The sequence below is a fragment of the Bergeriella denitrificans NBRC 102155 genome, from assembly GCF_001592185.1.
In the GTDB taxonomy this organism is placed as follows: domain Bacteria; phylum Pseudomonadota; class Gammaproteobacteria; order Burkholderiales; family Neisseriaceae; genus Neisseria; species Neisseria denitrificans.
This window is the reverse complement of sequence record NZ_BCWL01000042.1, coordinates 1-12,188: the sequence shown is the minus strand read 5'-3', so window position 1 is coordinate 12,188 and position 12,188 is coordinate 1. Positions and strand designations below refer to the sequence as shown.

Here is a 12,188-nt window from a genome sequence, read left to right as displayed (position 1 = left end):
CGACTATATATACAGTACAAACCATACGCAGTTTAAAAAAGTGTAAGAAAAAGCCGTCTGAAAAAGACGAGTAATCTTTTTCAGACGGCTTGTGCATTCGGGCGGCGCGGCCTGCTTAGAACACGTTACGCAATACCAGGAAGCAGATAACCGACAGAATGGCGGCGGAAGGCAGGGTGATGACCCAAGCCAGGCCGATGGGTTTCATCATCGCCCAGTTGGCATTGCGGTTTACCAAGCCGATGCCGAGTACCGCGCCGACCAGAATATGGGTACTGGATACGGGCAAACCCAAGAGCGATGCGCCCATCACCACAGCAGCGGCGGCCAGCTCGGCGGCAAAGCCGGAAGAGGGGTGCATGGCGGCCAAGTTGGTGCCGACGGTTTGAATCACTTCCTTACCGATAAACCACAGGCCGACAATCAGGGCGATACCGAATGTGAGCATGGCAAGTGGCGGAACAGTGTTTTGGGTAGTGATGTCGCCGCTGCGTAATACGTCCAAGATGGCGGCAAACGGGCCGATGGCGTTGGCAATGTCGTTGGCGCCGTGGCTGAATGCGAAGCCGCAGGCGGTAAAGACCTGCATCCATGAGAACATCAGGAAGGTCGATTTGGCCAAGTCTTTACGCTTGAGGGTTTTGGCATACACGAATGTGGTCACCCAAACGATGGCGCCGACCATGAAGATAATCAGGTAGCTGTCGAGGTCGCTAAGGTCGAGATGCAGGTTTTTCAGGCCTTTGAAAATCAGCATGGAGGCAATCACCATACTGCCGATGGAGGCAATCAGCGGCACCCATGATTGCAGGGCGCGGTAGCCGTCCACATCGCTTTTCGCCATATCGAAAGCGTGCAGCTTTTTATAGTAATCGGATTCCAGTTCACTTAAATCAGCATCGGGGTCGCCGTAGATTTGGGCGTCGCGCGCCATGGCGGTAGCCGTTTTGACTTTTTCGTGTTCGTCCAAAGCTTCAAACGCTATGCGGTGCTGCTCTTTATAAGTTTTCTTCTCCTGCTTGATGGCTTTCAGGCGCAGGTCGGCGGCGGCATTGTAGTCCAAAACGTATTTTTTGATTTGGCTGAATAACACATAAGAAACGAAGCCGCCCAACAGGGGAGACAATACCCAAGAGATGGCAATCTGCCCCATTTTGCCCCATTGAATCAGGGAGAAAGTGTCTTCGCCGCTGCCGTCGATAAATCCCAAACAGAGCGCGCTGCCGACGATACCGCCGACGATGGCGTGGGTGGTGGATACGGGCAGGCCTTTTTTGGTGGCAAACAGCAGCCACAAGGCGGAAGCCAGCAGCGCCGACATCATGATATAGACAAACTGCATCGGATCGAGGTGCATTGCGCCCAAATCGATGATGCCTTTGCGGATGGTGTCGGTCACTTCGCCGCCGGCAATCACCGCGCCGCTGACTTCAAATACCGCAGCGATAATCAGCGCCTGAGGTACGGTCAGCGTACCCGCGCCGACGGATGTGCCGAAGGAGTTGGCCACATCGTTACCGCCGATGTTGAAGGCCATGAATACGCCGAACAGGGTGGCGAGCAGGAAAAGCGTGGTGTGGTTGCCGTGGATATAGCCCAAGCCCCATACAATGAAATAGCCGACCATGCTGACAAGCAGGGCGGCAAAAATGAGATTGACTCTTTTGACAAATGCGCCGGACGGTGCGGTAGCCATTATGTGTGATCCTTACATTGGGAGAAACGCGTATCTCCGGCCGCCGCATGGTTTTTCAGACGGCCTTGATACATGGGATATTGTTACAAAACGGTAAAGAGAAGTAAAGCGTTTTGTCCGTTTGCGCGGAGCGGTATGCCTTCTTCGCCACACAACCTTAACAAAGTAGTGTGACAGAATCATGACAAACTTTTCATTTATCCGCCTCAAGCCGGCGGGCGCGGTGCGGCAGCGGGACTTTGCCGATGTCGATTGCGTTTGGCTATCGCGCTCTAAAACGGCGGAAACAGTCGGCAGAAAGCGATGCAAGGCCGTTTGAAAAGCGTTTTTTGGCAGGATTTTGTCGTTTTCGGATATTTGCGGAAAGAAACGGGAAATTTTTCGGCCGAAATTGAACGGAAATATCCGTCATGCCGCATTCATATATGCAGCTTTCGGTTAAAATGCGTATTTTTAGATAAACGAGGCCGTCTGAAAAAGGCGGATTGTCTTATGAATCAAACTGTTTCTCCACACAAATCTTCCTGGCGCAGCCGTATGCACGCGCTGGGTCCGGGCATTTTGATGGCCTCGGCGGCCATCGGCGGCTCGCATCTGATTGCCTCCACGCAGGCAGGCGCGCTGTACGGCTGGCAGCTGGCCGTAATTATCATTCTGACCAATCTGTTCAAATACCCGTTTTTCCGTTTCAGCGCGCATTACACGCTTGACAGCGGCAAAAGCCTGATTGAAGGCTATGCGGAAAAAAGCCGCGTGTATTTGTGGATTTTCCTGATTTTGTGCTTCTGCGCGGCCACCATCAATGCCGGCGCGGTGGCAGTGGTGACGGCGGTGATTGTGAAAGTGGCACTGCCGGATTTACCGGTGTCCAACAATGCCGTGGCCGTCGGTGTGATGGCGCTGACCTTACTGATTTTGCTGGCGGGGCAGTATAAAGCGCTCGACCGGGTATCGAAAATCATCGTGGTAAGCCTGTCGGTGGCGACCATCATCGCGGCTTCCATCGCTATGTCGCGCGGTATGCAGATGCAGCCCGACTTTATCGAGCCTTCGCCGTGGAACATGGCCGCGCTGGCCTTCATCATCAGCCTGATGGGCTGGATGCCCGCGCCGATTGAGATTTCCGCTATTAACTCGCTGTGGGTAACGGCGCGTCAGAAAATCGATCCGGTCAGCTACCGAGACGGTATGTTCGACTTCAACGTCGGCTTCATCACCAGCGCTGTGCTGGCGGTGGTGTTCCTGATTTTGGGCGCGTATGTGCAATACGGCAACGGCGAGGCCGTGCAGATGGCGGGCGGCAAATACGTCGGCCAGCTGATTAATATGTATGCGGTGACAATCGGCGAATGGGCGCGTCCGCTGGTGGCCTTTATCGCATTTGCCTGTATGTTCGGCACCACCATTACTGTAGTGGACGGCTACGCCCGCGCCCTGTCGGAGTCGGTGCGCCTGGTGCGCGGCAAGAGCGCGGAAGAAGCCGAAAAAGGCCTGACCGCGTGGATTTTGTGGGTGGCGGCGAGCGGTTTGGCGCTGATTTTGTGGTTCAACAGCGCGATGGCCGAGCTGCTGAAATTCGCCATGATTACTGCCTTCTTGGCCGCGCCGGTGTTCGCCTGGTTGAACTACTGGCTGGTGAAAGACGATAAGAAACACAAAGTGACCGCCGCCATGAAAGCACTGACTTATGTCGGCTTGATTTATCTGGCCGGTTTCTCGGTATTGTTTGTGTTGAACCTGATGGGCGTGATTGCTTAATTGGTTTGAATATAGCTATTAAAAATGAGAATGATACGGCGTTGCTGCGCCTTGTCTCATTCTCATTTTCTTCGACTATACAATACGGCAAGTGCCGCAAGGCCGTCTGAAAAATGCGTTTTTCAGACGGCCTTTTTCTTTTCTTAATCAGAAACAGTTAATCAATAAAATGGATATAGATAAACTTTTGGGATACGATTAAGATGGCGGTAACGATGGATTAAGGAGCAGGATATGAAACTTCCCGTATTGTTTATCGGCCACGGCAGCCCGATGAATGCCGTTGAAGAAACGCCGTATGTGCGTGAGTGGCGGCAGCTCGGCAGCAGCCTGCGTAGCCGCTACGGCAATGAAATCAAAGCCGTGCTGGCCGTATCCGCGCATTGGGTCGGCGAGGGCAGCGCGGTCACGGTCGCCGCGCAGCCGCAGACCATTCATGATTTCTACGGCTTTCCGCAGGCGCTGTTTGACGTGCGCTATCCCGCGCCGGGCAGCCCCGAATTGGCGCAGGAAGTCCGCCGCCTGTTGGGTAAAACACGCGTGGCGGAAGATACGGAATGGGGCTTGGATCACGGCGCGTGGAGCGTATTGTGCCACCTGTTTCCCGAAGCCGATGTACCCGTCGTGCAGCTGCGCTTGGATGCGCGTTTGGGGTTTGCCGAACATTTCGAGCTGGGGCGCAAGCTGGCCGAATTACGCAGCCGCGGCGTATTGATTGTGGCCAGCGGCAGCATCATCCACAACCTGCGCCTGCTCGACCGCAACGCGCCGGATGACGCGGGCGCAGGCTATGAATGGGCGGAGCAGGTTCGATTATGGGTCAACCGCCTGATTGCGGCAGGCGATACGCAAACCCTGCGCAACGAGCGCGCCTATCCGCCCGAGTTCCGACTGGCCGCACCGACCCCCGAGCATTACTGGCCGCTGCTGTATGCGGCGGGCGCGGCAGAGGGCGATGAAGCGCGGATATTCAATGACGAAATCCTCGGCAAATCATTGAGCATGACCTCGGCGGTATGGGGCATGGCCGTCTGAAAACGGGCGGGGCGTTGCTGCCTATGTGTTGGAACATTATTGGAATATAAACATTTAAGCCGTCTGAAAAATACGATTTTCAGACGGCTTTTTGATGCAATATTCCTTTGTTGTAGGCAATCTTTCCCTACGCTGGAAATGCCACTATTTTACAGACACACCGTCGATTAAGGCTTTGTCCAGCGACAGGCGGTAAGACGTGCCGCGCGTGTCGGTGTAGGTGATGGTGGCGGGCAGGCGGTGCAGGGCGGGGGCGATGCCGTATGCCAGGCTGCGGCTGCCTTGTTTGACGGTGTATTCGGAGAGGGCGAGCGGCCGCCCGTTGAAGCGGTAGTTGGCCGCGGCGGGTGCGTCGAGCTGCGGAACGGGATAGATTTTTCTGCCGTTGGTGACGGCAAAGCCTGCAGTCGGCATGCTTTGGGCGGCGAAACGCCAAATCAGCGTCAGCGGGTCGAGGGTTTCAACGGTGCTGCGGCGGCTGCGTTCGTTGTCGGGTTTGCCGTAGCGGATGTCCGCGCCGTCGAAGCGGGCGGTGGCATAGGTTTGGCCGTTGCGGATTTCGCGGTAGTGCTGCGGGTAAAGCTGCCCGTTGCGTATCACGCCGTCGGTTTGGAAGCGGACGGCGAAAAACAGCGCGTCGATGTCGGTGCTGATTTGGTAGCGGCTGCCGTCTTGGCTGAAACGCATCACGGCGGGTACGGCCAGGTTGCTGCGGTAATGCAGTTCGGCGCTGAGCGGAAGCTCTGCCGCCGCGAGGGCGGGCAGGAGCAGGCAGAGTGCGGCAAGCAGGCGGCGCATGGCAATCAGGCCAACAGCGCTTGGGTGTCGGTATCGCGTTCGGTGTTGATGACGCGGTTGCCGCTGATTTTCAGACGGCCTGCCACGAAATCGGCCACGGCTTGGGGGAACAGGCGGTGTTCGACCGACAACACGCGGGCAGCGACATCATCGGCGCTGTCGCCGTCCAAAATCGGCACGACGCCTTGGGCGATAATCGGGCCGCAATCCAGCTCGGCGGTGACGAAGTGGATGGTGCAGCCGGCCACGCGGCAGCCTGCTTCAAGCGCGCGCTCGTGGGTGTGCAGGCCGGTAAAGGCGGGCAGGATGGAGGGGTGGATGTTGATGAGACGGCCGGCGTAGTGCGTGCAGAATTCGGGGGTTAAAATCCGCATAAAGCCGGCCAATACGACCAAATCGGGCCGGTAGGCATCGATTTTTTCCATCATGGCGGCATCGAAAGCCGCACGCGAGCCGAAGGCTTTGTGGTCGAGGCTGTCGGTGGCGATGCCGCGCTCCGCCGCCCATGCCAAACCGGCGGCGCTGCTGCTGTTGCTCAATACGGCGGCAATGCGGGCGCTGGGAATATGCGCGTTGACGATGGCCTGCATATTGCTGCCCCGGCCGGAAATCAGGATAACGATGTTTTTCATGGTGTCGGTCTTCAGATGGGTAAGCTTAATCGGAAAAGCGGAATGGGGAACAGGCCGTCTGAAAATCTGCGGCGGCATGCGCTTTGCCGGATGCCCTTGCCGCAGGCGGCAGGGTAAGGCGGTTTATTCAGACGGCAGGAATGGGCAAACGGCGCTGCCTGTTTGCAAAAAGCAAGGGCAGCGCCGTTTCGTCAGCCGGATTATTGGATTTTTTTCAGTTCCATTTCTACGGCAGGAGAGGCGGGCATTTCTTCGGGCGCGCCGACTTTAATCAGCTTCACGTCGAATACCAGTGTAGAGTTCGGGCCGATTTTATCGCCGGCGGCACGCTCGCCGTAAGCCAGCTTGGCCGGAATGAAGAAGGTCGCTTCGCCGCCTTCTTTCAGCAGCTGTACGCCTTCGGTCCAGCCCGGAATCACTTGGTTGAGCGGAATGGTAATCGGGTCTTTGCCTTTGCTGCTGTCGAATACCGTACCGTCAATCAGGCGGCCTTCGTATTCTACGGTAACCACTTCGTCTTTGCTCTTAGGCTGCTTGCCGGTGCCTTCGGTTTTGATGATGTATTGCAGGCCGGAAGCGGTGGTTTTCACGCCTTCTTTAGTGGCGTTTTCTTTCAGGAAGGCTTCGCCTTTTTCCTGATTGGTTTTCGCATCGGCTTCCTGCTTGGCTTTGGCTTTTTCCTGCTGCTCGGTCAGGAATTTCATCATCACTTCTTGGGCTTGGACTTCGTTCATTTTCGGCTCTTTGCCGTCGTAAACGGTTTGCAGTGCTTCGTTGAACACTTTCAAGTCGATGTCCGTACCCTGGTCTTTCATCTGCTTCAGGGAGCGGCCGATGTCCACGCCCATGGCGTAGCTGGCTTGTTGTACGGAGTTGCCGATAGAGGCGATGTCGCCGGCGGCTGCGGAAGCGGCGGCAGGCGCGCTGCCTGCGTCTTTTTTATCGCAAGCGGCCAAAGACAAGGCGGCGGCTACGGCCAGTGCGCTGAATTTGAAAGTTTTGTTCATAACAATATTTCTCAGTGTTGAGTCGGGAAAGCAAGATTATAGCCCACTTGGGGCGAAAAACAATCAGGCCGTCTGAAAAATTAAATCGGGGTATGTAAAGAGCGCGTTTGCATTTTTCAGACGGCCTGTGCGGGCGGCAGGCGGGCGCGGTGCAAGGCTCAGGCTTTGCCTTTCATATCGAAATGTTCAATCTCGAAGCCGCTGCTTTTATAGGCGCGGAAACGCGCGCGCGCGTCGTCGAGCGCTTCGAGGCTGTCGCCGACGATTTCCAGCACGCGCCCGGGCACGACGGGGGCGCTGTGCCAAAAATCGGGCGAGAGGTTGAGTACGGTCAGCGACGGATCGGGCAGCGCGGGCGGATGGCTGCCGCAGGCCAGCAGCAGGGGCGTGTCGGCAGGCAGGGGCGTGTCGGGCTGCCAGATGTCGTGCGGAATAAAACTTTCGGGCTGAAGCTGCCACAGGTCGCGGTCGAGGGTGCTCAGCTCCGTTTCGGATTCGCACCACAGCAGCACGCGGGAATCGCGCATGGCGCGTACGGCCAGGCGGCAGGCGAAAACGTGCGGTCGGGCGATGTGGGTGTAGAAAGAGACTTTGGGCATGGCGGCGGCTTTGAGGGTAGGCGGAAAGTTGCAATGGGATTATAGCGGCTTCGACTGCGCTCAGCCACAGGGAGAATGTATAGTTAAATTCCTAAAAAACGAAATATAGTCGGAGAGTAAATTCTGATACAAGGCGGCGAGCCAACGCCGTAGCAGAATTTACTCTCCGACTATATATGCGTTGCTTTCAATACAACGGAAAAGGCCGTCTGAAAACGGCGCGGGCATTGCTGCTCCGTTTTCAGACGGCCTGTGCGGAGGGAAAGCTTATTTGAACGGGCGCACTTCCAAGCCGAACATACGGCGGGCGGTGTTCAGCATTTGGCAGCTGAAGCCCCATTCGTTGTCATACCATGCGAATACTTTCACCATATTGCCGGCGGTAACTTTGGTCAGCGTGGCATCGAAGTTGCTGGCCTGGGTGGTGTGGTTGAAGTCCATGGAAACCAGCGGCAGGGTGCTGTAGCCCAATACGCCTTTGAGCGGGCCTTCTTCGGAGGCGGCTTTCAGCAGCGCGTTGATTTCTTCCGCGCTGGTGTCGCGGCCGGCCACGAAGCTCAAGTCCACCAGCGATACATTGGTGGTCGGCACGCGGATGGCCAGGCCGTCGAGCTTGCCTTGCAGCTCGGGCAGCACCAGGCCCACGGCTTTGGCGGCGCCGGTTTTGGTCGGAATCATGTTTTCCACGCCGCTGCGCGCGCGGCGCAGGTCTTTGTGGCGCACGTCGGTAACGGTTTGGTCGTTGGTCAGCGCGTGAATGGTGGTCATCGCGCCTTTGACGATGCCCAGGTTTTCGTGCAGTACTTTGGCAACGGGCGCCAGGCAGTTGGTGGTGCAGGAGGCGTTGGAAATCACGGTCATATCGTCGGTAATAACATCGTCGTTAACGCCGTAAACCACGGTGGCATCCACATCGGCTTCGCCCGGAGCGGAAATCAGCACTTTTTTCGCGCCGCTTTCCAAATGGACATTGGCTTTGGATTTGCTGGTGAACGCGCCGGTACATTCCATCACCAAATCCACGCCCAAATCGCGCCAGGGCAGCTCGGCCGGATTGCGGGTGGAGAAGTAGGGAATTTTGTGGCCGTTGATAATCAGATGGGTGGCGTCGTGGCCGACATCGGCATCGAAGCGGCCGTGAATGGTGTCAAACTTGGTCAGGTGGGCGTTGGTTTCCAGGCTGCCGCTGGCATTGACTGCCACGATTTCGAGCTGGTCTTGCAGGTTGTAATCGTAAATGGCGCGTAATACTTGGCGGCCGATGCGGCCGTAACCGTTAATCGCAACTTTAATGCCCATGTTTGTTCCTCTTTAAATCTGGTGGTTGTGGGGTGTTTGATTCAAATCGGACAGATTATAGCAGAAATGTAGCTATGTGTAATTAATATTTTATTGAAAAAAGTGTGCGGGCGGCTTTTTTGCCGTGTTCGGCACGGAAAAGGTCTGTGGTGTGTCAAATGGAATTTTTTAGGTGTTTGATTTTTATTTTGTTTTTATCAGATGTAAATTTCATGGAAACCGCATACACGCCTATCCGATGATTTGGCGGGGAAATCAGTCGGAAAAGCGGCTACTTGGGATAACATGTGGCCGGATAAGGGATACAGAAGGCCGTCTGAAAACGGGTATTTTCAGACGGCCTGTGGGCGAATGTGGTTTTAGATATTAGATACAATTTTTTATTAAATCAGTGGGATATGGCGTTTTGCACTTGTCTCACGCTCGTTCTGTGTTGCCTTATTCTCCATTCCCTAGCCGGGATCAGGCGGCGGTGTTCAGTCCGGCGTTTTCCCTTTTTCGGCGGCCGCTTTCAAGGCTTCCTGTTCGGCTTTGTATTGGCGCAGATAGGCCAGCGCAGCGGCTTTTTCTGCTTCGTTGCCGTATTTCATATCGCGCTGGGCGCGGCGGTAGAGGGCGCGCTGTTTGGCTTCTTCTATTTGCCGGGATTTGAAATCGTCGTAATTGGCGGCGGTGACCAGATTGTCTTGGCGGGTTTGCGCTTTGGCCATGGCTTTGGCAATCAAATCCATGGGGTTGAACGCGGGTTTGGCGGCGGCTTCGGTAGCCGGGGCAGCGGCTTGCAGCTTGGCTTTGGTGGCGGCTTCGCGTTCAGCCAGCAGGGCTTTGCGCTCGGCGGCATCACGCGCCTGGCGTGTTTGATGGCGGTGGTAGCGGGCTAGTGCGTGGGCGGATGCGGCAAAACGCGGCTCGGCCTGCGTGCTCAGGCTGCGGGCTTGCGGCAGGTAATCTGCTTCAACAGGCTGCATATGGATGCAGTCCACCGGGCAGGGGGTAACGCACAGGCCGCAGCCGGTGCATTCGTCGCGGATAACGGTGTGCATCAGCTTGTGCGCGCCCATAATCGCATCAACGGGGCAGGCGCGGATGCAGGCGGTGCAGCCGATGCAGACGGCTTCGTCAATCCAGGCCAGCGCTTTGGCTTGGACTTTGGCCGGCGCGCGCGCGGGTTTGCCCAGCAGGCCGGCAATGTCGAGCATCACGGTTTCGCCGCCGGGCGCGCACAAATTGATTTCGGCGCGGCCTGAAGCCAGGGCTTCGGCATAGGGCAGGCAGCCGTCGTAGCCGCATTCGCGGCATTGGGTTTGCGGCAGCAGGCGGTTGAGGCGGAGGGCGGTGTCGGTCATGCTCGGCTCGGGAAAATCGAAAAGCGTTATTTTAGCAGCTTTGCGGCGGGATTTATATTTTCAGACGGCCTGGCGCGGCAGGGCGCGGCAACACGGTATCGGCCTGATTTGGTTTGGCGATATAATGAGGCTTTATTGTGCGGTTGAAAGCGAATGGATAAAGAACGGTCGGCCTGCTCCTGCCAATCGGGGCAAAATTATGACGACTGCTGCGCGCCGCTGCATCAGGGCGCGGCGGCAGCAGATGCAGAACGCTTGATGCGTTCACGTTACAGCGCGTATGTGCTGCAGAAGATTGATTATATTGTGGCAACCACCGTGCCCGCGCAGCAGCATCTGCTGGATAAACGCGATTTGCTGAATTGGAGCCGAAACACGCAATGGCTGGGTTTGGACGTGTTGCGCCATCTGCCCGGCAAGCAGCACGCGCAGGTGGAATTTGCCGCACATTTTGCCGAAGCGGGCGAGGCGCGGGTGCATCACGAGCTGTCGGCATTTGTGCGGATAGACGGGCGCTGGTATTTCATCGATCCGACCGTGCCGCTGCCGACGATGAAACAGCCTTGCTTCTGCGGCTCGGATAAGAAGTTTAAAGCCTGCTGCGGGCAGTTTTTCAAATAGCGCAGTGATGGAAGCGGGGCTGTTTCATATATAAAAAGCCGTCTGAAAAATCGCGTTTTCAGACGGCTTTTGTTTCAGCAGGCGGCTTATTGCGCCGCGCCCATAATGCTTTCCAAACGCTGGTTGAGCAGCTCGGCATCCAGCCAGCCGAATTGTACGAAAGCCAGCAGCAATACCGTACCGGCCAGCAGCGTGCCGATAAAATAGGCGATGTAACCCAGCATGACTTTCCAGCCCGACACATTGCCCATCTTCATAAAGCCGATGGCCTGCACCCAAAACGTCCACACCTGCCAAAACAGGCCGACGGGCGAAAGCTGGGGTACATACATCACCAGCAGCATCGGAATCATCAGCGCTTCGGAGAGCAGGGTAAACCAAACCAGCGGCAAATCGCCCGCGCCGCTGCGGCGGAGTACGGCACGCATCATGTGCGCCAACACCCGCCATTTCAGCGCAGTCAGCAATACGGCGAATACGATGGCGGCGGTGCTGTTGCCGAAAAGGGCAGACATCCCCGCGGCGTTAATCACTCCCAAAAGCAGCACCACGGCGGCGGCTACGGCGGGGCTGTATCGGTATTCCTCCGGGTTGCGGTAGCGCAGGCGCAGGATGTCCCACATATCTTTTAAAAACTGGTCGAGCATATCGTTTGCAGAATTTTGAGCTTAATCGCGTATTGTAGCGTAAAAAGGCCGCGGCTACTATTTTATGCGGCTTAATAGGCGGGTAAATTTAAATTAATTGAAAACAACTATTTAAATTTTATCGGGGCGTTTTTCAGGTTTAAGGCTTGCTAAAAAGCGCGATTTTTGGTTTAATGCGTGTCTTGCAGCAAAACGCGCAAGGCCAGATAGCTCAGTTGGTAGAGCAACGGATTGAAAATCCGTGTGTCGGCGGTTCGATTCCGCCTCTGGCCACCATAGCTTTTTCCTGTCATTATATTCCGTTTCCATTATGGCCAGATAGCTCAGTTGGTAGAGCAACGGATTGAAAATCCGTGTGTCGGCGGTTCGATTCCGCCTCTGGCCACCATATAAACCGCCTTGTGCGGTTATTTTTTTGCCTGTTTCGGGCGTTTTCTCCTATCTTTTTGTATCTTTTGGTGATTTTCCGGTTTGACTGCTTTGCGGGTGCGGGCAGCGTCGGTCGGTGTGCGCCCGATTGTTTCAAATCATTTGATTTCGGCGCGGCGGGTGTTGATATGCCGTTGGCGGCAGTTGTAGCCTAGGTAGAGGTGGTCATAGGTTCAGCCTTGCGCGGGCTGTTTGATTTTGAATGATGTTTGCACGTTAATAATCCAGTAAATCAGTAAGATATAAATCTGTAAAAAATATTTGACACGGCCAAGATAATCGCTTAGATTTTGACAAAAAATAAAACTACATCAAACTACA

At 55.8% G+C, this 12,188-nt stretch carries 11 protein-coding genes and 2 tRNA genes; 5 read left to right on the top strand and 8 right to left on the bottom strand.

Translation table 11 applies throughout. From position 1 onward, the window contains the following. Positions 1-115 precede the first annotated feature (115 nt). The gene (locus BDE01S_RS04145; protein WP_066077734.1) at positions 116-1,696 is read right to left on the bottom strand and encodes an inorganic phosphate transporter; all 1,581 of its coding nucleotides are present in this window, start codon (positions 1,694-1,696) and stop codon (positions 116-118) included. 492 nt (positions 1,697-2,188) lie between these two features. Between BDE01S_RS04145 and BDE01S_RS04140 the strand changes: the two genes are divergently transcribed. Beyond that, complete coding sequence (locus BDE01S_RS04140; RefSeq protein WP_066077738.1) at positions 2,189-3,454, top strand: Nramp family divalent metal transporter; 1,266 nt, start codon at positions 2,189-2,191, stop codon at positions 3,452-3,454. Between the two features lie 234 nt (positions 3,455-3,688). Next, positions 3,689-4,489: a 4,5-DOPA-extradiol-dioxygenase gene (gene ygiD / locus BDE01S_RS04135; protein WP_066077731.1), complete on the top strand. Its 801-nt coding sequence runs from the start codon at positions 3,689-3,691 to the stop codon at positions 4,487-4,489. 144 nt (positions 4,490-4,633) lie between these two features. On the opposite strand, the gene BDE01S_RS04130 is transcribed toward ygiD, so the two are convergent. The 6 genes from BDE01S_RS04130 to BDE01S_RS04105 form a co-directional block, all read right to left on the bottom strand. Then, positions 4,634-5,287: a hypothetical protein gene (locus BDE01S_RS04130; RefSeq protein WP_066077730.1), complete on the bottom strand. Its 654-nt coding sequence runs from the start codon at positions 5,285-5,287 to the stop codon at positions 4,634-4,636. 5 nt (positions 5,288-5,292) lie between these two features. Beyond that, positions 5,293-5,919: a phosphoribosylglycinamide formyltransferase gene (purN, locus tag BDE01S_RS04125; RefSeq protein WP_066077736.1), complete on the bottom strand. Its 627-nt coding sequence runs from the start codon at positions 5,917-5,919 to the stop codon at positions 5,293-5,295. Positions 5,920-6,119: 200 nt separating this feature from the next. Then, positions 6,120-6,926, bottom strand: coding sequence for an FKBP-type peptidyl-prolyl cis-trans isomerase N-terminal domain-containing protein (locus BDE01S_RS04120; protein WP_066077727.1), 807 nt, complete (start codon positions 6,924-6,926; stop codon positions 6,120-6,122). Between the two features lie 158 nt (positions 6,927-7,084). Beyond that, entirely contained in the window at positions 7,085-7,525 is a 441-nt protein-coding gene (locus BDE01S_RS04115) for a DNA polymerase III subunit chi (RefSeq protein ID WP_066077726.1), read from the bottom strand. Positions 7,526-7,792: 267 nt separating this feature from the next. After that, on the bottom strand, positions 7,793-8,824 hold the full coding sequence (gap, locus tag BDE01S_RS04110) for a type I glyceraldehyde-3-phosphate dehydrogenase (protein ID WP_066077724.1): 1,032 nt from the start codon (positions 8,822-8,824) through the stop codon (positions 7,793-7,795). Between the two features lie 476 nt (positions 8,825-9,300). Next, positions 9,301-10,170, bottom strand: coding sequence for an RnfABCDGE type electron transport complex subunit B (locus BDE01S_RS04105; protein ID WP_066077722.1), 870 nt, complete (start codon positions 10,168-10,170; stop codon positions 9,301-9,303). Positions 10,171-10,323: 153 nt separating this feature from the next. Between BDE01S_RS04105 and BDE01S_RS04100 the strand changes: the two genes are divergently transcribed. After that, the gene (locus BDE01S_RS04100) at positions 10,324-10,791 is read left to right on the top strand and encodes a YchJ family protein (protein WP_066077719.1); all 468 of its coding nucleotides are present in this window, start codon (positions 10,324-10,326) and stop codon (positions 10,789-10,791) included. A gap of 86 nt (positions 10,792-10,877) precedes the next feature. Here the strand turns inward: BDE01S_RS04100 and BDE01S_RS04095 are convergent, their stop codons facing one another. Continuing rightward, positions 10,878-11,438, bottom strand: coding sequence for a hypothetical protein (locus BDE01S_RS04095; protein ID WP_066077717.1), 561 nt, complete (start codon positions 11,436-11,438; stop codon positions 10,878-10,880). A gap of 200 nt (positions 11,439-11,638) precedes the next feature. Between BDE01S_RS04095 and BDE01S_RS04090 the strand changes: the two genes are divergently transcribed. Together BDE01S_RS04090 and BDE01S_RS04085 are read left to right on the top strand one after the other, a co-directional pair. Beyond that, positions 11,639-11,714 (top strand) — tRNA-Phe (locus BDE01S_RS04090). Between the two features lie 36 nt (positions 11,715-11,750). Next, positions 11,751-11,826, top strand: a tRNA-Phe gene (locus BDE01S_RS04085). Positions 11,827-12,188 lie beyond the last annotated feature (362 nt).